Annotated in this window: 24 protein-coding genes; 13 read left to right on the top strand and 11 right to left on the bottom strand. The window is 65.8% G+C overall.

Going from position 1 to position 24,491, the window contains the following annotated elements; genetic code table 11:
• Window positions 1-103: 103 nt before the first annotated feature.
• Entirely contained in the window at window positions 104-823 is a 720-nt protein-coding gene (locus tag JLZ96_RS22625; RefSeq protein WP_057472639.1) for a DUF2637 domain-containing protein, read from the top strand.
• 22 nt (window positions 824-845) lie between these two features.
• Window positions 846-1,358, top strand: coding sequence for a DUF427 domain-containing protein (locus tag JLZ96_RS22620; protein WP_032364925.1), 513 nt, complete (start codon window positions 846-848; stop codon window positions 1,356-1,358).
• A gap of 4 nt (window positions 1,359-1,362) precedes the next feature.
• Here JLZ96_RS22620 and JLZ96_RS22615 read toward each other — a convergent pair whose 3' ends face one another.
• From JLZ96_RS22615 to JLZ96_RS22605, 3 genes are read right to left on the bottom strand one after another with little or no spacing between them, the layout of a single operon-like run.
• On the bottom strand, window positions 1,363-2,412 hold the full coding sequence (locus JLZ96_RS22615; protein ID WP_236254212.1) for a YncE family protein: 1,050 nt from the start codon (window positions 2,410-2,412) through the stop codon (window positions 1,363-1,365).
• Entirely contained in the window at window positions 2,409-3,032 is a 624-nt protein-coding gene (gene bluB / locus JLZ96_RS22610) for a 5,6-dimethylbenzimidazole synthase (protein ID WP_174557217.1), read from the bottom strand. The genes JLZ96_RS22615 and bluB overlap by 4 nt, the downstream gene beginning before the upstream one ends.
• 11 nt (window positions 3,033-3,043) lie before the next feature.
• Window positions 3,044-5,317, bottom strand: coding sequence for a bifunctional diguanylate cyclase/phosphodiesterase (locus JLZ96_RS22605; protein WP_201011320.1), 2,274 nt, complete (start codon window positions 5,315-5,317; stop codon window positions 3,044-3,046).
• Between the two features lie 134 nt (window positions 5,318-5,451).
• On the opposite strand from JLZ96_RS22605, the gene dinB reads away from it, so the two are divergent.
• On the top strand, window positions 5,452-6,684 hold the full coding sequence (gene dinB, locus JLZ96_RS22600) for a DNA polymerase IV (RefSeq protein WP_268963069.1): 1,233 nt from the start codon (window positions 5,452-5,454) through the stop codon (window positions 6,682-6,684).
• On the opposite strand, the gene JLZ96_RS22595 is transcribed toward dinB, so the two are convergent.
• Window positions 6,685-8,082 (bottom strand): cytochrome P450, encoded by a 1,398-nt coding sequence (locus JLZ96_RS22595; protein ID WP_201011319.1) that lies wholly within the window; start codon window positions 8,080-8,082, stop codon window positions 6,685-6,687.
• Window positions 8,083-8,177: 95 nt separating this feature from the next.
• Here JLZ96_RS22595 and JLZ96_RS22590 point away from each other — a divergent pair, with 95 nt between their 5' ends.
• The 3 genes from JLZ96_RS22590 to JLZ96_RS22580 all read left to right on the top strand — a co-directional run bounded on the left by JLZ96_RS22590 (window position 8,178) and on the right by JLZ96_RS22580 (window position 9,856).
• Window positions 8,178-8,753 carry a TetR/AcrR family transcriptional regulator gene (locus JLZ96_RS22590; RefSeq protein WP_032386090.1) on the top strand — a complete coding sequence of 192 codons (576 nt, stop codon included), beginning with the start codon at window positions 8,178-8,180 and terminating at the stop codon, window positions 8,751-8,753.
• A gap of 22 nt (window positions 8,754-8,775) precedes the next feature.
• Window positions 8,776-9,057 (top strand): DUF2277 domain-containing protein, encoded by a 282-nt coding sequence (locus JLZ96_RS22585; protein WP_032373673.1) that lies wholly within the window; start codon window positions 8,776-8,778, stop codon window positions 9,055-9,057.
• A 106-nt stretch (window positions 9,058-9,163) separates the two neighbouring features.
• Entirely contained in the window at window positions 9,164-9,856 is a 693-nt protein-coding gene (locus tag JLZ96_RS22580) for a hypothetical protein (protein WP_201011318.1), read from the top strand.
• Between the two features lie 17 nt (window positions 9,857-9,873).
• Here the strand turns inward: JLZ96_RS22580 and JLZ96_RS22575 are convergent, their stop codons facing one another.
• Window positions 9,874-11,037: a globin domain-containing protein gene (locus JLZ96_RS22575; RefSeq protein WP_201011394.1), complete on the bottom strand. Its 1,164-nt coding sequence runs from the start codon at window positions 11,035-11,037 to the stop codon at window positions 9,874-9,876.
• A gap of 213 nt (window positions 11,038-11,250) precedes the next feature.
• On the opposite strand from JLZ96_RS22575, the gene clpB reads away from it, so the two are divergent.
• The 5 genes from clpB to pyrE all read left to right on the top strand — a co-directional run bounded on the left by clpB (window position 11,251) and on the right by pyrE (window position 17,240).
• Window positions 11,251-13,797 (top strand): ATP-dependent chaperone ClpB, encoded by a 2,547-nt coding sequence (gene clpB, locus JLZ96_RS22570; protein ID WP_201011317.1) that lies wholly within the window; start codon window positions 11,251-11,253, stop codon window positions 13,795-13,797.
• Window positions 13,798-13,899: 102 nt separating this feature from the next.
• Window positions 13,900-14,841 carry a DUF5666 domain-containing protein gene (locus JLZ96_RS22565; RefSeq protein WP_201011316.1) on the top strand — a complete coding sequence of 314 codons (942 nt, stop codon included), beginning with the start codon at window positions 13,900-13,902 and terminating at the stop codon, window positions 14,839-14,841.
• A gap of 161 nt (window positions 14,842-15,002) precedes the next feature.
• A complete protein-coding gene (locus JLZ96_RS22560; protein ID WP_374758066.1) occupies window positions 15,003-15,956 on the top strand; it encodes a hypothetical protein in 954 nt (317 codons plus the stop codon).
• 57 nt (window positions 15,957-16,013) lie between these two features.
• Window positions 16,014-16,589, top strand: a complete 576-nt coding sequence (locus JLZ96_RS22555; RefSeq protein ID WP_032364932.1) for a LemA family protein — start codon at window positions 16,014-16,016, stop codon at window positions 16,587-16,589.
• Between the two features lie 102 nt (window positions 16,590-16,691).
• Window positions 16,692-17,240 carry an orotate phosphoribosyltransferase gene (pyrE, locus tag JLZ96_RS22550; RefSeq protein WP_032364933.1) on the top strand — a complete coding sequence of 183 codons (549 nt, stop codon included), beginning with the start codon at window positions 16,692-16,694 and terminating at the stop codon, window positions 17,238-17,240.
• Between the two features lie 58 nt (window positions 17,241-17,298).
• Here the strand turns inward: pyrE and JLZ96_RS22545 are convergent, their stop codons facing one another.
• The 5 genes from JLZ96_RS22545 to JLZ96_RS22525 all read right to left on the bottom strand — a co-directional run bounded on the left by JLZ96_RS22545 (window position 17,299) and on the right by JLZ96_RS22525 (window position 22,389).
• Window positions 17,299-17,796 (bottom strand): class F sortase, encoded by a 498-nt coding sequence (locus JLZ96_RS22545; RefSeq protein ID WP_236254211.1) that lies wholly within the window; start codon window positions 17,794-17,796, stop codon window positions 17,299-17,301.
• A gap of 97 nt (window positions 17,797-17,893) precedes the next feature.
• Complete coding sequence (locus JLZ96_RS22540) at window positions 17,894-19,741, bottom strand: hypothetical protein (RefSeq protein WP_201011313.1); 1,848 nt, start codon at window positions 19,739-19,741, stop codon at window positions 17,894-17,896.
• Window positions 19,742-20,012: 271 nt separating this feature from the next.
• Entirely contained in the window at window positions 20,013-21,239 is a 1,227-nt protein-coding gene (locus JLZ96_RS22535; RefSeq protein ID WP_032388972.1) for an MFS transporter, read from the bottom strand.
• Window positions 21,236-21,697 (bottom strand): MarR family winged helix-turn-helix transcriptional regulator, encoded by a 462-nt coding sequence (locus tag JLZ96_RS22530; protein WP_032364936.1) that lies wholly within the window; start codon window positions 21,695-21,697, stop codon window positions 21,236-21,238. The genes JLZ96_RS22535 and JLZ96_RS22530 overlap by 4 nt, the downstream gene beginning before the upstream one ends.
• 92 nt (window positions 21,698-21,789) lie before the next feature.
• Complete coding sequence (locus JLZ96_RS22525; protein ID WP_052066462.1) at window positions 21,790-22,389, bottom strand: hypothetical protein; 600 nt, start codon at window positions 22,387-22,389, stop codon at window positions 21,790-21,792.
• A gap of 141 nt (window positions 22,390-22,530) precedes the next feature.
• On the opposite strand from JLZ96_RS22525, the gene JLZ96_RS22520 reads away from it, so the two are divergent.
• Complete coding sequence (locus tag JLZ96_RS22520) at window positions 22,531-23,226, top strand: lysoplasmalogenase (protein ID WP_052066485.1); 696 nt, start codon at window positions 22,531-22,533, stop codon at window positions 23,224-23,226.
• On the opposite strand, the gene JLZ96_RS22515 is transcribed toward JLZ96_RS22520, so the two are convergent.
• Window positions 23,153-23,602, bottom strand: a complete 450-nt coding sequence (locus JLZ96_RS22515) for a hypothetical protein (RefSeq protein WP_027494309.1) — start codon at window positions 23,600-23,602, stop codon at window positions 23,153-23,155. The genes JLZ96_RS22520 and JLZ96_RS22515 overlap by 74 nt on opposite strands.
• Window positions 23,603-23,692: 90 nt before the next feature.
• Between JLZ96_RS22515 and JLZ96_RS22510 the strand changes: the two genes are divergently transcribed.
• Window positions 23,693-24,481, top strand: coding sequence for an SDR family oxidoreductase (locus JLZ96_RS22510; protein WP_027494308.1), 789 nt, complete (start codon window positions 23,693-23,695; stop codon window positions 24,479-24,481).
• Window positions 24,482-24,491 lie beyond the last annotated feature (10 nt).

The raw sequence follows: 24,491 nt of genomic DNA, 5'->3' as shown, positions 1-24,491 counted from the left end.
GGAGTGCAGCACACGGTGCCGGACGTGATCTGCGCACTGGATTCGGGGCCACTAGCGTGCTCGTCGCCGAACCTGTCGGTGGGCTCGTGTTTCATGACGACCCATGAACAAGGTCCTGCGTGCGACGCTCGTCAGTGCGGTCGTCATCACCACCGTCATCGGAATCGCGTCGTTCGTGTTGAGTTTCGCCGCACTGTGGGATCTCGCCACGATGGCGGGCGTCCCGCGATCACTGTCGTGGCTGTGGCCGGTGATCGTCGACGGCACCATCCTGCAGGCTACGATCTCCGTCATCGCACTCGCCCAATTCGAGGAACAACGCAGTGGTCGACGCTTCTTCTGGGGCGTGTTGATCACGGCAGCTCTGGTCAGTATCGGCGCAAATGCCATGCACGCCTTCATTTCCGACGCCGGAACACTGCATCCGGCGCTGTCGGCGGCCATTGCGACGGTCGCCCCGGTCAGTCTGTTGGCCGCGACCCACGGACTCGGCATCCTCGTCCGAGTACCGGCCGAACTGCCGAACAATCCAGAGATCCCGGACGACGCCCGAAGCCTCACGCAGGCAGACGACGACACCGTGGCCGCCGACGTGGTGCCGCTGCAGACCGGGATCGAACCGAGACCGGAACTGGCTGAGCCCGCGTCTGCTGTGTCATCCACCCCGGTACCGGCCGCACCCGTCGAGGACGTTCGTCGCGAGGTGCCGGCGCGCGATATTCCGGTCACCTCCGTGCGTACGGTCGAACCATTGGACGACGTCGATCGCTGGATTCTCGACGAAGAACGGGTGGACGATCTCTATCCCGTCGACGCTCCGTGACATCCGGTGGCACCATCGAGTGATGAGCCAGAATCTGCCGAGATCTGTAGTTCCCGAGAAGCCGAAGCCGGGTCAGGAGTCGGTGTGGGATTACCCCCGTCCACCGAAGCTCGAGTCCTCCAACCGTTCGCTGGTCGTCCGGCTCGGTGGCGAGGTGGTCGCGCGCACCACCGCTGCGTACCGAGTGCTCGAAACCAGCCATCCGCCCACCTGGTACATCTCTCCCGCAGACGTGGTTCCGGGTGCGTTGACGCCGTCCGAGGCCCGGTCGACGCACTGCGAATGGAAGGGCGCGGCGACGTACTGGGACGTGCACGGCGGCGACGCCGTGGCACCGGCCGCGGGGTGGAGCTACGAGAACCCGACACCGCGGTTCGCCGAGATCGCCGGCTACCTCGCGTTCTCACCCAGCCGACTCGACTGCGAAATCGACGGCGAGGCGGTCCGGCCGCAAGAAGGCGGTTTCTACGAGGGCTGGATCACCGACGACGTGGTCGGCCCGTTCAAGGGCATCCCAGGCTCCTACGGCTGGTGATCACTCACCCCGCGGGTAGCTCGGCGCGGGGGATGATCTGAATCGAACTCGTTGCGCCGGGGTCGCTGCCGGTCACCAGAACGTCCCCGGTGCGCGGGTCCACGGCAACGGAGTTGGCCTGTGTCACGGTCGGGACGTCGCCCAGGATTCGCGGTGCGGAGACGTCCGAAACATCGACCACGCGCAACAGATTCGACGCGGTCAGCGTCACGAACAGCAGTGCCCGGTCGCGGTCGACGGCAAGTCCGTACGGATTACCCGGGGCCTCGATCGACGCGGTCTGGCGGATACTCCCCGCAGCGTCGACCGAAGCGAGAAGAACGGTCCCGCCGTCGGTATCGGCGAACCCGGCCGTTGTCTCGTTCACCGTCACGGCGTGGGTCAGCTTGACGCCGATCGGGGCCTGCGCCACCTCCCGCTGGGTCGCGCCGTCGTAGACCCACACACCGTTGCCCTGCACGTCTGCGACGGCGGTGTACGGGCCGAGAGCGGCAGCGCCACCGGGCTGGACCGGGCCCGGCGGTAGCTCCGACACGACCGATCCCTCGCGCAGGAAGGTCACCCCGCCGCCCATCTCGTTGGTGGCCACGATCGTGCCGCCGGAGGTGAGCACCGCGTCGTGCGGCTGCCGTCCGACACCCGTGGCCGTGGACAGGATCGCGCCGTCGTTCAGCGCCACTTCGAGTAGTTCGTCACTGCCTTCGAGCGGGGCCAGGACCGGGCCGTCGGGACCTGCCAGCGAAAGATGCCGGGGTGCGCCCGTCGTCTGGACCATCTGCCGGACGGCACCCGTCGCCGCGTCGAAGAGCACCACGCCGTCGGGCTCGCGTACTCCGGCGGCGGCGATGCCCGACGTCCCCACGACGATGCCCTCGGGAGCCCCCGGGAGCGGAACGACAGTTCCGACGGGATCGGCAGAATCGGGCGCCTGGGCGGGTTCGGCCGCCGGAGTTGTTGCCGGCGTGGTTGCGGGCGAAGGGGATTCGTCAGGGGCAGAAGAGCACCCCACGAGCAGGAGGCACATGACCGTCGCCGCGGCGAGAGCGGTTTTCACGATCGGCGGTACTGCTCGAAGTGCAGGGCATCGTCCAGTGGACGCCCCGTGCGCCAGCCGAATCGCTCGAGATCCGGTACCTCCTGGAACGACTCGACCGGGCCCACACACAACCATGCGATCGGACGCACCGGGGCGGGGATGTCGAGCAGTTCGGTGAGGTACGCCTCGTCGTAGAACGACACCCAGCCGACCCCGACGTTCTCGGCTATCGCTGCGAGCCAGAGGTTTTCGATGGCCAGTACTGCCGAGAACAATCCGGTGTCGTCGACGGTATCGCGGCCGAGGACGTGCGGGCCTCCCCGGTTCGGGTCGTACGTGACCACCACTCCGGTGCCGCTGGTCTCGATCCCTTCGATACGGATGGGGTCGAACGTCTGTCGGCGCTCGGAGTCGAGCTTGTTCGCGAAGTCCTGTCGGCAGTCGGCGACGTGTGCGGCGAAGGCGCTCAACGTGTCGGGTTTGCGGACCACTATGAAATCCCAGGGCTGGGTGTTGCCGACGCTCGGTGCCTGATGCGCTGCGCCGAGGATGCGGCGCAAGGTGTCGTCGTCGACGACGGTTCCGTCGAACTCGGCTCGCACGTCGCGGCGAGATCGAATGGCCGCGTATACCGACAGTGTGGCTTCGGTCATGATATCCGTTCTCCGATAACAGTTTTCAGGTTCTCGTTCAGTTCGTCGACGAGGGCGGGCAGGTGCTCGCCGGGGGTGGGGCGGCCCAGATGGAAGCCCTGCGCCCGTCCGCATCGCAGCTCACGCAACACCGATACCGTCCTTTCGTCCTCCACGCCCTCTGCGGTCACCGACAGCCCCAGTGTGCGCGCCAGTTCAATGGTCGAGCGAACGATGGCGGCGTGAGTGGCATTGTGCGACATTCCGCTGACGAACGTTCGATCTATCTTGAGTTCCTGGACCGGGAGGCGCTCGATGTAGGCCAGAGAACTGTAGCCCGTGCCGTAATCGTCGATGGCGACCTGCACTCCCATGGCGTGCAGACCGGCCAGCACTTCCGTGGCACCGGCGGGGTCGGTCATCGCGGAGCTCTCGGTGACCTCCAAGGTCAACTGCTCTGCAGGGCAATCGAACTCGGACAGGACTCGGGACACGTGGAAGATCAGACTGTCGTCGAACAGGTTTCGGGTGGAGATGTTGACGGCCATGCGCAGGTGCAGGCCCGATGCTGCCCATCGCTGTCGTTCCGCCAGGGCTTGCTCGAGAACGTAGCGGGTCAGTGGGCGGATCAGTCCGGTGTGCTCGGCCGTGGGCAGGAATGCGCTGGGAGAGAGAATGTCTCCACTCGGGTGGTGCCAACGCAGCAAGGCTTCGACCCCCACCACGGTCATCGAGTCCAGATCGACCTGGGGCTGATAGCGCAGTCTCAGTTGATCCGACGCGAGGGCGGCGGTGAGCTCGCCCAGCATGATCAACTGCTCGCTCTTGTCCCGGTCCATGGACCGGTCGTAGTACGCGACGCGCGATTGCACGGTCTTCGCGGCCTGCACGGCGAGGTCGGCGCGCTGCACCAGACGGTCGGGTGTGGCGTCGTCCTCGGCGACGCGCGCCGGGGCGTTCGTCGCCACCCCCACGCTCGCTTCGATGAGCAACGACATGTTGCCCACCTCGAACGGCGTCGAGAATTGTTCCAGTATGTCGCGGGCGAGGGCTGCGGGATCCATCGAATCCGATTCACCGCACAACGCGAATTCGTCACCGGCCAAGCGTGCCAACAGGATCGCGTCGTCGCCCACCGTGCGCAGTCGGGTGGCGACGGCGGCCAACACCTGATCTCCGAGGCCCCGTCCGAACGTGTCGTTGATTTCGGTGAAGCGGTCGATGTCGACCGTCAGCAACGTCGATTCACCGGCGTTGCCGTAGATCCGGTGTTCGAGAGCGCGCAGATTGGCCAGCCCGGTGAGGTGGTCGGTGTCGGCGACGGCGCGAAGCTGAACGGTCTGGGTGTGCAGCAGCCGCAGCAGGTCGGTGATGCGCAGGATCACCAGGACCACCAGAATGCCCGCGCACAGCATGACCGCCCATCCCCATTGTGCGATCGGCTTCTCGCGCACGACTTCGACGACCATCACGGCGGGGGCGGTGAGCGTGGCGGCGGTCAGCACGACGACGGACGGTGTAGTGAACGACGCCATCAGGTGGGCGTCGGATTCGATGGTGGGGCTGGTGATTCTCCGCATCGACGGGTGGAGTGCGGCGACGCCGATGAGGACGTAGGACAACGTCCACCCCGCGTCGAGCAGCGAGCGGTCGGCCGAGGAATCGGACACGATGGAGAAGTTGTTCACGGTGTCGGTGACGACGAGCAGGACCACCGCCGCGGTGAGCAGTCGGTAGGACAGTGCCCGCCACTGACGAGAGCCGACGAAGTGGGCGAGCAACCCGAGCAGAAAGATGTCCATCGCGGGATAGGCGACATCGACCAGCCCGGCGACGCCGGAAATGCCGTCCCCGTCCAGCGACGGTTGGACCGCAAAAACCCAGGTGAGCAGTGCGAATGCGACCATCACGATAGCGCTGTTGGCGATGTGGCCGCGTTCGCTCGCCCGCCACTTGTGCCGGACCAGCAGGAACAGTCCGAAACCGTAGATCGGGTAGCCGACGAGGTAGAGCGCGTCGGCGAGCGACGGGTAGGGCGCGACGCCTCCGCCGGCGTGAAGCCACTCGTAGACGATGTCGCCGAGCACCCACACCGCGGTGCCCGCGGCGATGCTCCACCAGGCGGTTCGGTTGCGCGGACGGTTCAGCCTGGTTCCCACGATCGTGGCGGCGACGGCGGACGCCCCGACCACGACGAAGATCGATTGCGACCAGGCGGAGTCGGGCACCGCGAAGTAGGCGATGCAGCCGAGTACGCCGAGTGCTCCGTACCACCGCCACCAGGCCGTCACAGTTGTCTCCAGCCGTTCGCGTGATCCGACGACTCAACAATGGCACATCAGGTGACCTGGGTCACTTTCTCGGGGTGTTTTTCGGGCTCGATGCAGGTAACGGGGATGTCGGTGCCTCGTGGGAGCATCAAATCGTGGAGTCGAACGCCGGGAAGGCGAAGAGCGGGGAAGCGAGCATCATGCACGCCGATCTCGACTCCTTCTATGCCTCGGTGGAGCAGCGAGACGACCCGCGGCTGCGGGGAAAACCGGTGATCGTCGGCGGGGGAGTGGTACTCGCGGCCAGCTACGAGGCCAAGGCCTTCGGGGTACGCACCGCGATGAGCGGTGGGCAGGCGCGGGCGGTCTGTCCGCAGGCGATCGTCGTGCCGCCGCGTATGGAGGCGTACTCCCAGGCGAGCAAGGACGTGTTCGACGTCTTTCACGACACGACGCCGCTCGTCGAGGGAATCTCCATCGACGAGGCCTTTCTCGACGTCGGAGGCCTGCGCAAGATAGCGGGCAGCGCACTCGACATCGGGCAGCAACTGCGCCGCGACGTCGCCGAACAGGTAGGGCTCCCAATCACCGTCGGGATTGCCACCACCAAGTTCCTGGCGAAGGTGGCCAGTGCGTTCGCCAAACCCGACGGGCTGCTGTTGGTGCCACCCGGTGGTGAACTCGAGTTCCTGCACCCGCTGAACATCGAAAGGCTGTGGGGCGTCGGCAAGGTCACCGCCGAGAAGCTGCACGTACTCGACATCAGAACCGTGGGAGACATCGCGGCCTACGGCGAGAGATCGCTGGCCTCGGTGTTGGGAAAGGGCGCAGGAGCGCACCTGTACGCACTGGCCATGGGCCGAGATCCGCGCCGCGTGCAGCCCGGAAAGTCGCGCAGTTCCATCGGTGCCCAGCGGGCCCTGGGCCGCGGGCGGCACGACGCGGCCGAGGTGGAGGCGTCGTTGATCGGCCTCGTCGATCGCGTCACGCACCGAATGCGGGGCGCGCAGCGGACCGGCCGAACCGTGATGTTGCGCTTGCGGTTTGCCGATTTCACCCGGGCCACCCGATCGCACACCCTCGATCGCGCCACCGCCGACACCCGGGACATCCTCGATGCCGCACTCGAGCTGCTGCACGAGGCGGCTCCGCTGATCGCGGAGAAGGGCATCACTCTGGTCGGGGTGACGGTCTCGAGCATCGACAGGGGCGGAGCCGAGCAACTGGAACTGCAGTTCGACCCCCCCTCGGTACGTAGACCACCCGAGGCGTCGGCACTCGACCGTGCGTTGGACGGGGTGCACAAGAAGTTCGGGTCGACGTCGCTGACGCGCGGGGTACTGCTCGGACGAGACCCGGGGGTATCGGTACCGCTGCTGCCGGACTGACTACGTGCGCACCGTCGGCTGCACCCGAAAGCCCTCGGGCATCATGGTCAGCCGCTCCGTGACCTTCAGTCGATACGACGGGTCGGCCTGCAGATCGAAGCGTTGCAGCACGGTTCCGAGTACCAGTACGGCCTCATGGATGGCGAATTGCCTTCCGATGCATGCTCTTTCGCCCGTCCCGAAGGGCTTGTACACGTGCGCCGGCCGAGCTTTGATGCGGGCGGGCAGAAAGTTGTCGGGGTCGAATTTCTCCGGCCGATCGCCCCACACCGGATCTCGGTGCAGGGCCGTCGCGAGCACGATCGCCCAGTCTCCTGCCGCCATGGGGTAGCCGTCGCCGATGACGGTGTCGGCTCGTGCGCCGCGTCCGAACGCGGGAACCGTCGGCCACAGACGCAGTGATTCGTCCAGGACTCGGCGGACGTACCGGAGTTTGGGGACCTGGCCGAACTCGGGCTTGTCCGTCCCCCAGATCTCGTCCACCTCGGCCCTGGCACGTTCGAAGACCTCGGGGTGGGTGGCCAGGAAGTACAGTGCGAAAGACAATGCACCAGAGGTGGTCTCGTGCCCGGCGATCAAGAACGTCAGAATCTGGTGGCCGATGTTGGCTTCGCTCAGGGCATTCGGGTTGTCGGCCTCGCGCGCCGCGTCCATCATGATCTGCAGTAGGTCGGTGAAGTCCTCGTCGGACTGTCGACGAGTACGTACGACGTCGGTGAGTACCTCGGCCAGGTACTTCTTGTTCTGCTCGTATCGGCGGTCCGATCGGGCGAACAGCGGCGCGGCGAACGCCGGGATCGATACCAACGCCCGCCGTTGGTTGTACGTCAGTGCGCCGACCATCGCGGACACGAACGGGTGTGGTTCGGCGCGGGTGAACGAGCCGAAGCTGTAGCTGAATCCGGTGCGTCCGATGGTCTCGAGCGTCAGCTTCGTCATGTCCGAGGACACATCGGTCGTCGACGCGTCGCGCGAACGCTCGCTCCAGTGCTCGATCAGATCGTCCGCGACGTTCACCATGATGTCGTGGTAGCCGCGCATGGCTCCGGCGGTGAACGCCGGCCGCAGCAGATCGTGGGCCCGTTGCCAATTGGGCTCGTCGTTGTAGGCGGTGAACAGGCCGTCGGCACCGATGTCGCGGAGGCGCTCGACGCCCGGCGGCAGGAACTTCTCGAAGCGGCGTTCGTCGCAGAGATCGCCGACCACGTCGGCACCCGAGGCGAAGACGAAGCGCTTGCCGAGGATGTGGCGCTCGAACATCGGTCCGAGCCGTGCGGCCAGAGCGGTCGAATCCTGGATCGGCGAGCGCGGGTCGACACCGATGACGTCGCCCAGTATCGGCAATCGATACGGCGGATGCGGTAGTGCGCCGTCTCGCAGTGCGAATTCCGTCGACATGGCCGCTCCTCAGTCCCCGAACCGACTCGTTGAACCGGTGTCAAATAGTGACCGTACTCATCGTTGAACTCGTGTCAAGTAAGGTTCGAAACCCCATGACCACACCTCGAAAACGCATGACACCGGAGCAGCGGCGTGCGCAGCTGATCGAGATCGGGTCGACCCTGTTCGCCGAACGTCCCTACGAGGACGTATGGATCGAGGAAGTGGCAGACCTGGCCGGGGTCTCACGGGGTCTGATGTACCACTACTTCCCGTCCAAGCGGGAGTTCTTCGTCGAGATCGTGCGCACCGAATCCGAGCGCAACCTCGCCGTCACCGCCCCGGACCCGTCGTTGCCGGTCCTCGAGCAGATAGCCGCCGGACTCGACGCCTACATCGCCTACACCGACGAGCATGCGCACGGCGTCCGAGCGGTCAATCGAGGCGCGCTGCTCGGAGACGACCGCATCAACGACATCCTCACGCGCGAGTTCGACATCCAGCAGCAACGCATTCTCGACGCGCTGCCCGACCAGTTCCACGACGACCAGATGATCCGGGCCGCGCTCCGCGGGTGGGTGGCATTCGTCCGCGCGGTCTGTCACGACTGGGTGGAGCGCAGGACCCTGAAGAGGGAACAGGTTCGCGAGCTGTGTCTGAAGGCGATCGCAGGTCTTCTCGAGGTGTGACCTGCGGGTCTATCGTCGGGGAATGTGCCGAAACATCACCACCCTGCGGGGATTGGAACCACACGCCACCGACGACGAGATCGAGGCTGCGGCGCGTCAGTACGTCCGCAAGATCAGCGGAGTGCAGAAGACGTCCGACGCCACCCGTGACGCGTTCGAGACGGCAGTCGCCGAGGTGACGGCCACGACGCATCGGCTGCTCGACGCCCTGCCGGACCGGCGGCAGCCACCTCCGACGGTGCCTCCGCTCAGGCGTCCGGAAGTGCAGGCGCGGATTGCCGCCAAGGCGGCTGCCGGGGCCTGACGCGCGCTAGCAGACCACTGCATCGAATGGATGGTTTTCCGCAGAATCGGACGCGCGATCGGGGTCGAGGGTGGCAAACTGGTCGAGTCAGGCGAAGGGGGTGACGATGACCGATCGACGACGACGACGCACGTTCGATTCCCGAGACGGTGACGCCGAGGTCGCCGAGCCGCTGCTGCGAGCGGTGTTGTCCTACGCGCCCCGCGACGAGTCCCCGATGCCCCATCCTTCCGAGGGCATCACCTTGCGGGCCGAGAACGGATGTGGCTCGATCCGCCTGGAATTGGCGATCGCCGACGAGCTCGGGGTAGGCGTACCGGGACCGTTCGGATCCAGATTCTACGAATGTGGATCGTTCGAAGTGGTTGTGCCGCAACGAGACCCACGCGAGGGTGCGTTGTTGATGATTCACCTGCTCGAAGCCCAGGCTCCGCATCGATTCGAGTTCACCGCATCCATGCCTGCGTGCTGGGAGTTGCGGCTCGAGCGAGACGGTTCCGTATCGGTGCTCGACGACACCGGCGACGCAGTGATATTCATCGGCCGCCCTTGGGCTTTCGACTCCGACCTGCACCCGGTGCACGTGTACTACACCATCGAGAACGGCCTGTTGGTGCAGAATGTCGGAGCTACGTCCGACACCGGATACCCCATTCTCGTCGACCCCGATCCCGAGGCGATCATCACCGGAGACGGCAGGCTCGTCACCGAGAGCTGGACACCGCGGCTGGTTGTCGGAGGCATCGTCGAGGACCTCCCGCCGCGGTCGATCTCCGGCCGAAAGATCATTCCCGGCTGAAAAGCGTTGCAGCGCAGTCAGAACGGATCGTGCTGAATGTGCTCCATCGGCGTACCGACCTTGCGCAGTGCGTACAGCGTGGTGCGCACCATCGACGGCGATCCACAGATCTGAATCTGCCGATCGGCCCACGAGCCGAACCGCGTCACCACCTTGCCCACCGGGCCGTGCAGTCGATGATGCATGCCCCACGGGAGTTCGCGCGTCGGACCCGAGTGCCACCACGGATCCTCGAGCTCCTCGGTCACCGGCACCACCGTCAGCCACGGATTCGACAACGACAGCTGCCACAGTGTGTCGAGGTCGTAGAGGTCGCACGGATACGTCCCACTGACGAACAGATGCACCCGCGGATTGGTGCTGCGCTGGGCCATCTCCATCACCTGCGCGCGCAACGGTGCCAAACCGGTGCCCCCGGCGATCATCAGCACGTCCTCGCCGATCGTGCAATCGACGTGCATGCCGCCCAGCGGCGGGCTGATCAGCCAACGGTCGCCGACAGTCGTTTCGGTGACCATCGCCGGTGATACCCAGCCTCCGGATACGCGTCGAACATGGAACTCGATCTCGCCGTAGGGGTTGCTGGGAATGGCAGGGGACAGGTAGCGCCACAGTTTGGGCCGCTGCGGAATCTGCACACTGACGTACTGGCCGGGGAAGTACGGAATCTCCCCGTCGGTCTTCAGTCGCACCACGGCCAGGTCGTCGAGCAGGCGGTGATGTTCGACGACCGTCGCGCTCCAGTACGGGGGCAGCTCGTCGTTGTCGGCGGCGGCGGCCATCGCGTTGCTCACCACGGTGAGGGCGTCTCGCCAGGCGGTCTCGACCTCGTCGGTCCACATCTCGGTGCCGGCGAAGCTCCGGAAGGCGCTGATCAGCGCCGAACTCCCCGCCCGGAAATGTGCCCCGGAAATTCCGTGCTTGCGGTGGTCCCGGCCCAGCTGTTCGAGGAACGGCTCGACGCGGTCGGCGTCGTCCAGATTGTCGAAGATGTACCCCAGTGCCAGGACGAAATGCTCGCGCAATGCGTCCATCGACGCCGGGAACAGGGAACGGAAGTCGGGATACTCGGCGAAAAGGTGAGCGTAGAACGACCGGGACAGCTGTTCGGGACCGTTCGGTGCAGCCGCTACCGACTTGAATCCGGTGCGGACCAGGGAGACCGTGCGTGCGTCGAGCAACCTCCACCCCCACCGATTGACACCTTCGACCGTCACCAAAGTAGACCGATCGAGACTTTCGCGCATCAGGGCTTCGCCCTCGTGCGCGTCTTGCGCCCCTCCGGGTACGCAAAACGCGCACGAGAAAAATCAAGGTTGAGCGGAACAGACTCAACTTGTCTATGGTTGTACCCAGCGACACGCTCGAACCCCACACTGGAAAGAAGGTGACCGGTGGACAGTTTCACTCCCACCACGAAGTCGCAGGCAGCACTTTCCGCTGCCCTGCAGGCCGCATCCGCGGCCGGTAACCCGGATATTCGTCCGGCACATTTGTTGGTGGCGTTGCTCGATCAGACCGACGGCATCGCCACACCATTGCTGAAGGCCGTCGGCGTCGACCCCGCAACGGTGCGTCGAGAAGCGCAGAACCTCGTCGATCGCCTGCCCTCGGCATCCGGTTCGACCACCACTCCGCAACTCGGCCGTGAAACCCTCGCCGCGATCACCGCAGCGCAGCACCTGGCCACCGAACTGGACGACGAGTTCGTCTCCACCGAACACCTCATGGTGGGTCTCGCGACCGGAAACGACGACGTCGCCAAGCTCCTCTCCGGCCATGGTGCCGGAGCCAACGAGCTGCGCGACGCGTTCCAGGCGGTCCGCGGCAGTGCCCGCGTCACCAGCGCGGATCCGGAGAACACCTACCAGGCGCTGGAGAAGTACAGCACCGACCTGACGGCGCTCGCCCGAGAAGGCAAGCTCGATCCCGTCATCGGTCGCGACACCGAAATCAGGCGTGTCGTCCAGGTGCTGTCCCGCCGAACCAAGAACAACCCCGTTCTGATCGGTGAACCCGGTGTCGGCAAGACCGCCATCGTCGAAGGACTCGCGCAACGCGTCATCGCCGGCGACGTACCCGAAAGCCTGCGAGGCAAGACCGTCGTATCCCTCGATCTCGGTTCGATGGTCGCAGGCGCGAAGTTCCGCGGTGAGTTCGAGGAACGGCTCAAGGCCGTGCTCGACGACATCAAGAACTCCGCCGGTCAGGTCATCACGTTCATCGACGAGCTGCACACCATCGTGGGCGCAGGAGCCACCGGCGACTCGGCGATGGACGCGGGCAACATGATCAAGCCGATGCTTGCGCGTGGCGAACTGCGTCTCGTCGGTGCAACGACGCTGGAGGAGTACCGCAAGTACATCGAGAAGGACGCCGCCCTCGAACGCCGCTTCCAGCAGGTCTACGTCGGGGAGCCGTCGGTCGAAGACACCGTCGGCATCCTGCGCGGACTCAAGGAACGCTACGAGGTGCACCACGGCGTCCGCATCACGGACTCCGCCCTGGTGGCCGCCGCGACCCTCAGCGGCCGGTACATCACGGCCCGGTTCCTGCCGGACAAGGCCATCGACCTCGTCGACGAGGCTGCATCACGTCTGCGCATGGAGATCGACTCGCGCCCCGTCGAGATCGACGAGGTGGAACGAGCCGTCCGTCGCCTCGAGATCGAGGAGATGGCCCTGGCCAAGGAGACCGACGACGCATCGAAGGCCCGGCTGGACAAACTGCGTCAGGAACTTGCCGACCTGCGGGAGAAGCTGGCCGAGCTCAGCACGCGGTGGCAGAACGAGAAGAACGCCATCGACTCGGTGCGGGTGCTCAAGGAAGAACTTGAGAACCTTCGCGGAGAATCCGATCGCGCCGAACGCGACGGTGATCTCGGCAAGGCCGCCGAACTGCGGTACGGCCGGATCCCGACCCTGGAGAAGGAACTCGCGGCCAAGACCGAGGATTCACCTGCCCAGGGCGACGTGATGCTCAAGGAGGAGGTAGGCCCGGACGACGTCGCCGACGTGGTGGCGGCGTGGACCGGAATTCCGGCCGGCCGAATGCTGGAAGGCGAGACCGCCAAACTGCTGCGGATGGAAGACGAACTCGGCAAGCGAGTCGTCGGACAGAAAGATGCAGTGCAAGCGGTGTCCGACGCCGTCCGACGGGCCCGCGCCGGGGTGGCCGACCCGAACCGTCCGACGGGCTCGTTCCTGTTCCTCGGACCCACCGGCGTCGGTAAGACCGAGCTCGCGAAAGCGTTGGCGGAGTTCCTCTTCGACGACGAACGCGCGATGGTGCGCATCGACATGAGTGAGTACAGCGAGAAGCACGCCGTGGCCAGACTCGTCGGTGCCCCTCCGGGCTACGTCGGCTACGAGGCCGGCGGCCAGCTGACCGAGGCGGTACGCAGGCGTCCGTACACGGTGGTGCTTTTCGACGAGGTGGAGAAGGCACACCCGGATGTGTTCGACATCCTGCTGGCCGTGCTCGACGAGGGCAGGCTCACCGACGGCCAGGGCCGCACGGTCGACTTCCGCAACACGATCCTGATCCTCACCTCGAACCTCGGTGCCGGCGGTACCAAGGACGAAGTGATGGACGCGGTGCGGCGCTCGTTCAAGCCCGAGTTCGTCAACCGGCTCGACGACGTCGTCGTGTTCGACGCACTGTCGGAGGACCAGCTCGAGTCGATCGTCGACATCCAGCTCGGCTTCCTCGCGAACCGTCTGGCAGCTCGTCGACTGACTCTCGACGTGTCGTCGCCGGCCAAGATGTGGCTGGCCGTACGCGGTTACGACCCGCTGTACGGTGCTCGACCGCTTCGCCGACTGATTCAGCAGGCAATCGGTGACCAGCTGGCGAAGCTCCTCCTCGCCGGTGACGTGCACGACGGCGACGTGGTGCCCGTCAACGTCAGCCCCGACGGCGAACGGCTCATCCTGGGCTAACGCCCGAGCCGGCAACCAGCCGGAGCAGGCCCGCACGAGACCTCGTGCGGGCCTGCTGTCGGTTGCCACTGTTGACGTTCTCGGCGTGGGTACCCTCGTGGAATGACAAATCCGGACGACCCGCGAGCACCTAGAGATCGCGATCAGGACGCGGCGCAGCAGCCGGAGTCATCCAAGCCGACCCAGGACTACGGGCACCCAGGTGCCCAGCAGTACCCGGACGCCCAGCAGTATCCGGATGCCCAGCAGTATCCGGATGCCCAGCAGTATCCGGATGCCCAGCAGTATCCGGGCGCTCAGCCGACGGAGGCGTATCCGACCCAGGCCTACGGCAACCCCGACCCGCAGGCGTACCCACCGGGCTACCAGCCGACGCAGGCGTTCCCGCCCTTCGACCCGGCGCAGCAGGCGGCCGCGAACCAGGCCTACGGACAGGCCCCGGGATACGACACCCAGCAATACGGTCACACCCAGCAGTTTGGACAACCACAGCAGTTCGGGGGCACCCAGCAGTTCGAGGGTGCGCCGCCGCCGCAGGAGCCGAACAGCGTCGATTCCGGCAGTAAGGGGCCCCGTCCGTGGGTTCTGGCGCTGATCGGGCTCGTTGTGCTCGTCATCGTCGTCTCGTTCGGGATTGCGTTTCTGAGCGGAGGGCGCGACGAACCGGGCACCACCGCCGCGGCACCGTCCACCTCCATCCGGCCCTCGCCGTCCAGCGCGCCCACGACCACGCCGCGGCCCACGGAATCGGGTGCGACAACCACACCCGAGCTCATCCCGGGCGGCATTCCCGAGATCCTCGGCCAGCTCGGCTCGTCGGTGGGAACGATCAACGCCAACGACGGTTCGACTCTGACGCTCGACGGCCTCGACGGCGCTCCCGTCACTGTGCAGACCACTCCGCAGACCCAGATAATTTCGTTGTCCGGTCGCGATCTCGCGTCGTTGGCCGTCGGTGCTTTCGTCGTGGTGCAGGGCGAGGCCGTCGAGAACGGAATCATCCGTGCGAACGTCATCATCGAGACCCCCAAGCTCGGAGGGTGAGGCGGGGGTGGAGCCTGCGGAATGACCCTGAGGTGACGCGGGAGTGGAGCCTGCGGAACGGCCCTCGGGTCCCCGCGTGGCTCCTGTGACCGTTCACAGGAGTCGGCGGCCGTGGACGGGCGCGAGGTGGAAGTCGATTAAGGTGGTTCGCGATGACGGCAATGTGGTTCGGCCTGGCGGTAATTGCACTCGTGGGCGCAGCAGCGCTGCTCTACATCGACCGATCCAAGCGAGATGGATCCGGTCGGGTTCGGCAGATGTGGGCCAAGGCCCAGGGGTACGAGTACCGACCCCACGACCGAGAGCTGGTCACCCAGTTCTCGCGCGCCGCGCTGTCCAAGCCCGAGTTCGATGTGGCTCTCGGCGTCGTCACCGGAGTTCGGCGTGGTGAGGAGTTCGTACTCTTCGACGTCGAGGAAACGGGCACCATCGTGGCCGTGCAGCGTTCCGTCGGCTCCGACGTCGATATCGACCTGAGGCCCCGCTCGACGCCACCTCCGCGCGACGAGGACATGCAACTGCTCGGGTCCATCGGACCGCGAGTGGTGTTCGCCACCGACGTCGACATCGCTCGTCGTGTCTGTGACCAGCGGATGGCGGCGTTCACCGAGTCGATTCCCGAGAATCTGCAGCTGTTGTGGAGTGAACAGGACTGGACTCTCGGATCGATGCCCCTGACCAGCTCGGGGCGCGATTGGGATGCCGCGATCGATGCGGTGGCGCGACTGTCGGGGATGCTGCACGTTCTGCCGCCGGTCCGCGGTAGCGCGGTGTACGGCTCGCGTCCGGGCGGCGGCGAGTCCGTTCGTGATCGAAGCGATCCGGGTCGACCGTTGGTGCAGGAACCGCGCGTCGGGCCGCCCCGCAACCAGCAGTCCGGAAACGTCCCGCCGCGCGGTGTGGAGCCGCGCAGTGTCGAGCCTCGCGGTGTGGAGACGAGAAGTCCTGCGGCCGACTCTCGTCCGCAGGAGGCGACTCGACGGCCGAGTCCACCGAGGCCGGATCAGAGCGGACCGCAGGCCACCCGATCGGTGAATCCGGTGCGACCGGTACCGCGTCCGCCTGTGTCCCGTCCGATTCCGTTCGATGCGGATCGGCGACGCAACCAACCCTGATCATTCTCGGGCGTGCCTACCGGCCTCGGCGGCCGGGCACCGTTAAATTCGTACCTCGTGACGGTTTTCTCGGGCGTTGTGGTCCTCGTGCTGGTACTCGTCGTTCTCGGCTATGTCCTGAGTGTGGTGCGCCGACTCGCGCGGTACCGCGGTCTGGCCGAGCAGAGCGCACGGCTCGTCGACATCGAGCTCGAGCGTCGATACGAGCAACTGCAACCGTTTCTGACTGCGGCCGAGTCGGCGGACCTGTCGGGCGACCTGCTGCGTCAGCTCGCCGGAGCGCGTTCGTGGTCCAAGGCAGTCCGTGATCGCGGACTGGGCCTGCAGGCGCAGGCTGCCGCCGAGAACGCTCTGTCCGCCGCCTTCCACGCGGTTCTCGACGACGCCGAAGCGCGCCGCAGTGTCGTCGGCAACTGGGCGTTCCAGGGGCCGGCCGGCGACCTGACTGTCACCGAGAAGCGGATTGCCGGCGCGGTGCGGGTGTACAACGACACGGCGTATCAGCTGTCCGAGGCCGTCGGATCGTTCCCCTCGTCGCTGGTCGCGAAGGCTCGCTCGGTGACCGCGCCCGAACCGTTCGTCGAAACCAAGGAGTCCCTGGACGAGCACCGCGCCGCCGAGGTCGCCGCGTAGGGGAGCGCTGCGCCCAGTACCCGGGTGCGGGTGGTCGAGAATCTCGGTGGGTAAGTTCGTACCGACCCGACCGCCTCATGGCACGACGAGAGGAACCCGAACATGGCCGACAGCGCTGCGAATTCGGACAGGCAGGAACTGGCCGATCTGGTGAAAGAGCTCGCCGTCGTGCACGGGAAGGTGACGTTGTCCTCGGGCAAGGAAGCCGACTACTACGTGGATCTGCGTCGGGCGACCCTCCATCATCGCGCAGGTGCCTTGATCGGTTCGCTGATGCGCGAACTCGTCGCCGACTGGGATTTCGCGTCGGTCGGCGGTTTGACGATGGGCGCAGATCCGGTGGCGATGGCGATCATGCACGCGCAGGGCCGGCCGATCGACGCATTCGTGGTGCGCAAGGCAGCGAAGGCGCACGGCATGCAGCGTCAGATCGAGGGACCGGACATCGTCGGCAAACGTGTTCTCGTAGTGGAAGATACGACGACGACCGGCAATTCGCCCCTGACCGCAGTTCGAGCCCTGCGCGACGCGGGCGCGACGGTGGTCGGGGTCGCCACTGTCGTGGATCGGGCGACGGGTGCGGACGAGGTCATCGCCGCCGAAGGGCTGGAATACCGATCACTGCTGGGCTTGGCAGACCTCGGTCTGTAGTCACTGTCGCGGCCGGACCGGGGGCCCGGCCGCGACAGTGATTGTCTACAAGCCTGTTTCAGCGAATCAACTGCGCGACGACGACGAAGTTGTCGTCGGTCGGCTCGCCGCCTTGAACGTCGCAGTTGGCCAGGATCAATCGACCGGGCACCGATTTGCGGAGTTCGTTGTCCGCCAACAGTGATCCCTTCGGCAGGGGGCCTACCGTTTCGACTGCGTACTCCACAGTGCCGTTGGCCGTGCGTAGTACGACGGTGTCTCCCGGTGTCACCACTCGGAGTGCCTTGAACGGGGCGTCCCGCTTCGAATAGTTGTGTCCGGCAACAACAACGGTTTGTTCGGTGTCGGTTCCCGGCATTCCGCTCTCGGCCCACCACGCGGGTAGTTCGTCGACCGGGTTCAGCACCTGCCCGCTTTCCCCGCCGCGATAGAGGGGGTCCGGATGAATGGGACTGCTCAGATAGGTCGACCCGTCCGCCGAGCGCAGCTCGATGTACTCCGGTCGAGAGGGGGCGACATCGCCCGTCGGTGCAGCCCCCGAGATCTGTGACTGCACCGGCGAACGATCGGGTGCGGCGATCCCGACTTCGTCACACGCACAACCTGATACGAGAAGAACGAACGTCAGGATCGCCGTCCACAGCCAGCGGGTGTTACGAGGTGGCATCGGTGGAGCTGCGGCGACGCAGGTAGAACGCGCCACCGGCAGCTGCGACGACGACCACGCCGACACCGGCCAGGATCACCGGGGTGTTCGACGAGCTGTCCGAAGCGCCCGACGCCTCGTTCGAGGAATCGCCGAGTGCCAGATCGACCGGCGGGAGCTCTCCGGCCACGCTGACGACGCCGTTGTCGTCGGTGGTGAAGTAGTCCGCGACGGTGAAGGATCCGTCCTCGTTCTTGACGCCGACGAGCGAGACTCCGGTCTCGTCGACGACGACGGTGTTCTCGTCGACCTCGGTGACGGGCACGTCTTCCTTCACGGTATTGCCGAGGTTGATGGTCCACTCGAACTTCGGTCCGCTGGCTGCCAATTCGGCTGCCTCGGCCTTGAGATCGGCCTCGGCCTTCGCCTTGGCGTCGGCCTCGGTCTTGGCGGCCGTTGCGGCGTCCTGAGCCGTCTTCAGCGTGGCTGCTGCCTCCGTGGCCTTGGTCTTGGCGGCCGCGGCTGCGTCGGTCTTGGCCTGCAGGTCGGCGTTCGCCGTCTCGACGGCCGTATTCGCCGTCACCAGTGCCGCTGCGGCTGCGTCGGCCTTGGCCTGCAACTCAGCGACATCGGCGTCCGACGGCGCGGAATCGAGTGCAGCCTGGGCAGCGGTTGCCGCCTCGGCCTTGGCGTCGGCGTCGGCCTTCGCTGCGTCGGCGGCAGTGCGGGCGTCGGCTGCGGCCTTCTCGGATGCAGTGTCTTCACCTGCGGCGGCCTCGGCTGCGGCTTCGAGGTTCTTCGCGTTCTGCTCGGCCACTGCGGCCACTGCGGCAGCGGTCTGAGCCTCGATGTTCAGTGCCAGCGACTTCGCGGCAGTGGCAGCGGCAGCGCGAACTGCAGCGGTCACCTTGGCGAGGTTGAAGTTCTTGAACGAATCCTGAACAGCGGTAACGGAATCCGCGAGCGCCTTGTTCGATGCGTCGGCTTCGACCTTGGCGGTGGCGGCGAGTTCGGCCTTCGCGTCGGCGTCTGCGCGAGCTGCCTCGGCTGCGGCGGTGGCCTCGGGGTCGCCCGAGACGGCTGCGGCTTCGAGCTCCTTCGCCTTCGCCTCTGCCTCGGCTGCGACTGTTGCAGCGCTGTCGGCGGCGGCCTTGGTTTCGTCGGCCTTGGTCTTCAGTTCGGCAGCGGTGTTTTTCGCTGCGGTGACCGCTGCGCTCGCTGCTGCGCTCTCGACCTTGGCGTTCGAGGCGGCCGTGACGGCGGCCTTGGCCTTGACGTCTGCCTCGGCAGCAGCAACCTCTGCCTTGGTGGCGTCGGTGCTCGCGGTGGCCTCGGCTGCCTTGGCCGTCTCGAGTCGTACCTGGGCGGCAGCCGATGCGGCTGCGGCTTCCTTGCTGGCGGCCTCGGCGTCGGCGATCGCCTTCTTCTCGGCGTCGGACAACTGCGGAATGACGTCGAGATTGACTGTGGCCGTGCCGTCTTCGTTGAACACGACGCCGCCGGTGATCTGCGGCAGTGGACGAACGGCGGAGGGGGCTTCGGGTGTCGGGACTGCGGCTGCGGCGGCCGCGGCTGCGTCCTCGGACGTGACGGCCGGGACAGGTGCGTCGATCTGTCCTTCGGCTGTTGCGGTGCCCGATCCTTCTACTGCGGCACCCTGTTCGCCTGTGGGAGCGGCGGGTTCGACGCCCTCGGATTCTTCGCCCACCGGTGCTTGAACCTCGGAGCTTTCCGGCGTGCTGGGCTCCTGAGCACTGGCGATTCCCGGTGCAGCGATGGACAGTGACAGTGCCATGGCGGCCCCGGCTGCGGCGAGGCGCGCCTTCTTGGACCTGGCGATCGACTTCTGCGACATGGAGATTGTGGCCCTTCGGTCAGTGGCAGCAGTGAGCTGCGCGCACCCGTCCTCCCACGCGGAACGAGTGTTGTTGGTGAGTCACACGAACAACCGTGATGACGTGACCGTAAACCAACCGGACGGTACATCGAACCGAAAAGTCCTTTACTGAGGTATTGGTTACCAAAGTGTTACTGATGAGACGGATGTGACGAATGAGGCCATTGATACACGTCGACGGCCGAGAGCGATGCTCTCGGCCGTCGGATCCAGCGGTTGATCGAAAGGCTCAGTCGCCTACTGTCACCGCGCGGGCTTCGTCGATGCTGTGTGGTGCCGGCTCGTGTTCGTCCACGTGAGCGAGGACTTTTCGGCCGCTCGCAAGGACGACGATGGCCAGGGCCGTGCAGGCCGCGCCGACCCAGAACGGGACGTGCATGTTGGATTCACCGAGCTTGCCGGCCAGGTAGGGAGCGGCGGCACCGCCGGTGAAGCGGACGAAGCTGTAGGCCGCCGACGCGGTCGAGCGCTCCACCGGCGCCGAGATCATGACGGTCTCGGTGATCAGAGTGTTGTTGACGCCCAGGAACAGGCCGGCCACGACGGTTCCGACGATCAGGACGGTCTTGTTCTCGGTGAACATCGCCATGACGCCGAGGTCGACGGCGAAGAGCAGGAGCGAGAGCATCATCATGTTCAGCGTTCCGTAGGCCCGCTGCAGTCTCGGTGCGATGAACACCGATGCCACGGCCAGGCAGAGGCCCCAACCGAAGAAGATGAAACCGATCGAGTAGGTGCCCATGTCCAGGGGGAACGGGGTGTACGCCAGCAGGGTGAAGAATCCGTAGTTGTAGAGCAGTGCGGTGATGCCGACGGTCAGCAGTCCGCGGTGTCGCAGTGCCCGGAACGGATCGAGGATCGACGTGCTGTGCGCGGGCTTGGGGGTGTCCGGGAGCATGACGATCAGCAGGATGAATGCGATGGCCATCAGTACCGCGACGCCGAAGAACGGTCCGCGCCAGCTGAATCCACCGAGGAGGCCGCCGACCAGCGGGCCGGTTGCGATTCCGATGCCCAGTGCGGCCTCGTAGAGGATGATCGCGCGGGCGACGCCGCCGGATGCTGCGCCGACGATGGTCGAGAGCGCCGTGGCGATGAACAGGGCGTTGCCCAGTCCCCAGCCGGCGCGGAATCCGATGATCTCGCCGACGGAACCGGACATGCCGGCGAGGGCGGCGAAGACCACGATGACGGCCAGGCCGGCCAGCAATGTGCGCTTGGGCCCGAATCGGCTGGACACGACGCCGGTGATGAGCATCGCGACGCCGGTGACGAGCATGTAGCTGGTGAACAGCAGCGACACCTGAGAGGGCGAGGCGTGCAGTTGTTCGCCGATCGGCTTGAGGATCGGGTCGACCAGACCGATACCCATGAAGGCGATGACGCTGGCGAACGCGACGGCCCACACTGCGCGCGGTTGCTTCAGCAGGCTGTCGGGGGAGGTGCTGGTGGTCACGAAAGAGTTCCTCTCTTTTCGCGATCGACGGGCTCGAGGATGCTGCGAAGCTCGCTCAGGCCGTCGGTCAATTTCTGGATTTGTTCCGGGTCTCGGTCGGACAGGTACGGGACGAGTCCGTCGACGATGTGACGGCGACTCGCGGCGAGCCACCGATGGCCGGCCTCGGTCATCTCGACAAGCACGGCCCTCGAGTCGTCGGGGTCGGACGTCTTGGTCACCAGGCCGTTCTTGCCCAACTTCGCGAGCAGTGCCGTGGCCGAGGGCTGCGAGCATCGGTCCAACTCGGCGAAGGTGCTGATGCGCAGGGGCTGATACTCCTCGAGCAGCGACAGTGCCCGCATCCACGCTCTGGGCCATTCGTCGCTGCCGAATCGGGCAGCCAAGCGAACGAAGCGTGACGAACTGGTGACCAGCTCCGAGACCAGATCTTTGAGGTCGTCGTGGGAATGGCTCACCGATTTATTGTTACATACACTAACTATCTATCGCAACGCGAGGCTCACCGGTCGTCGAAATCGGGTGGGGTGAGCTCGGGGGAAGGGAGCGGTCAGTGTCGACTCAGTAGATCGGCGATCTCGCGATCCCACTCGGCGTTTCGGCGCCCGTCGTAACGGAAGCGCATGACGTAGTAGAAGCCGATCAGCGCAGTGGCCGCCAAGATCCAACTTCCTACAGCACTGAAGATCGCGGCAGCGACGACATCCGACGAGGTCAGTGGCCGCAGGCTCAGCTCGCCGGCGTCGTTCACCCAGATCTGAGCGGTCGTACCGACCGGCGACCCGGTGTCGACGCTGACGCGGCCGGTGTGCTCGACGCCTCGGTAGACCCACTGCGAGGGAACGGCCGTCACGGCGGCACCGTTGGTGGAGTCGAAGCTGGTCGCGGCAGTCGGTGCCACGGTTGCGACATCGGTCGTGGTGGCCGTCACCTGGTGGATCGACGTGCGCTGCTCGTCGAGTCGTTGCTGCTGCTCGGAGTAGGCACCGATGCCGATCCACAGTGAGAACGGCACCATGACGATCAACAGGGTGACGACCCAGCGCTTGATCTGTGCCTGGCGGAGGTCGCAGTCGCGGAGAAGCGGATTGGGGTAGCCGACGACCTCGTCACCTGCGATGCGAGTGTGCCCGGTGAGTTTGCGGCGCATGATGGTCCCCAGTGCTTTCGAAAATGATCCGACCGACCTGTCCACGATGCCCACGCTCACTGCGAGTATCAAGCGATAGGGGTCAGGGTCACATGTGACGGTCGTTATGACGTATTCGCCCCGGAAAGGTCGGAAGTGAACATCGATCGGGTGGGATATGCCCGCGTTGCCGCGTCGGTAGCAGGTGCGGTGACAGTGCTCGGGGCGTGGACGGGCTCGGCACGGCTGCAGAAGATTGCCAAGCCGCTGATCGTTCCTGCATTGGCCACCGCCCTCGATCCAGCACACGACCGGGTGCTGGCGACGGGTCTGGTCGCAGCCACCATCGGCGACGTGCTGTTGATCGACCCGGACGACGACTCGGCGCTCGAACTCGGTGCCACGGCATTCGGAGTCATGCAGAGTTGCTACACGTTTCTGCTGTGGCGTCGTGGTGCGCGACCGATTCTGCTGGACGCCGTTCCGCGATACGCGGGCTGGCTGGCCGCGTCGATCCTGCTGGCTCGACGCCAACCGGCGGTCGCCCCGACCCTGTCGGCCTACGGCGGCGTGCTCGCGACGACGTCGACGTTGTCTGCGCGGTCGGTCTCGCGTGGGGGTGATCGCCGGCTCGTCGTGGGCGGCATCCTGTTCACGGTGTCCGACGCGTTGATCGTCCACCGACGACTGTTCCTCACCGACGAACGGCAGCGCCGCACGGCGGAGGCGGTGATCCTGTCCACGTACGTGGCCGCTCAGATGTTGCTCGTCGACGCCCTGGCCACTACTCGTCGACGCCGTGACGGGGAAGCAGCAGAACCCGCTCTCGATGGGCCGGGTCCACTCGAACGGCGATGACCGTGCCCGGCTCGAAGTGTGCGGTGTCGGCTCGGGGAATGCCGTAGACGATCTTGCCGAAGTAGCTGCTCGAGCCCGGCACGGTGAACTCCAGGTCCAGCTCGGCGGTGTCGTCGTCGATGCGCCGGATCGCGTCCACCGTCGCCCACCCCTCGACGCCGTGTTCGATCAGATCCTTCTGCTCGCGCGTGGGGCGTCCAGCGATCATCATGGCCAGGCCGAGGGCCGCGCCGAATCCGGCCACCAGGGCTGCCAACTGGTACGGCAATGTGCCGGGCGGGGTCTTGTCCACGAGCCAGCCGATCCAGACTGCCAGCACTATCGAATAGCCGATCGCCACGACGACGACGGCTCGCACGATCCTCGAGTCGTTCACTTCGGTACTCCTGTGCCGTCGGGAGACGGCGTTCGATCGATCGGAGATTGGGGGTTACTCGTAAGTAGGGTTACATGTACGGTGTTCGATGTGACTCGACCAACTGTCTTCATCTCAGGTGCCGCGGCCGGCATCGGCCGTGCAACGGCACTCAAGTTCGCTGCCAACGGTTACCTCGTCGGTGCGTACGACATCGACGAGACCGGTTTGGCGTCACTCGGCAAGGAAGCTGCTTCGCTCAGCGGTCGGGTGTTCACCGGTACTTTGGATGTAACCAACTCCGACCAGTGGGAAACCCGGTTGAAGGAGTTCGTTGCCGAGGGTGACGGTCGACTCGACATCCTGATCAACAATGCCGGGATCCTCGCTGCAGGGGCCTTCGAAGACATGCCGCTCTCGGTGCATCGCCGCCAGATCGACATCAACGTCAACGGCGTCGTCTACGGCACCCACGCTGCATTCCCCTACCTCAGGGACACCCCGGGCGCGCAGGTCGTCAACCTGTGCTCGGCCTCGGCCATCTACGGTCAGCCCGAGTTGGTGACGTACGGCGCATCCAAGTTCGCGGTGCGCGGCATCACCGAGGCGTTGGATCTCGAATGGAGCAAGTACGACATCGCGGTCAAGGCCATGTGGCCGCTGTTCGTCCAGACGGCGATGACCGAGAAGATCTCGACGGGCACCACGAGCTCGTTGGGCATCAAGCTCACCGTCAAAGATGTGTCCGACGCGATCTTCGACGCCACCCGTCCGGTCAAGCGTCGGTTGCACAAGGTGCACTTCCCGGTCGGACTGCCCTCCAAGGCGCTCTCGCTCGGTTCACGGTTCTCGCCTGCGTGGCTCACCCGTGAAGTCAACCGCCGTCTGAGCCACACCTAGAACGCCGCAC

This window comes from Rhodococcus sp. NKCM2511, from assembly GCF_014905595.1.
GTDB classification, from domain to species: domain Bacteria; phylum Actinomycetota; class Actinomycetes; order Mycobacteriales; family Mycobacteriaceae; genus Rhodococcoides; species Rhodococcoides fascians.
Note: the sequence above shows the minus strand (reverse complement) of the source record. Positions and strands in the feature narration are given on the sequence as shown.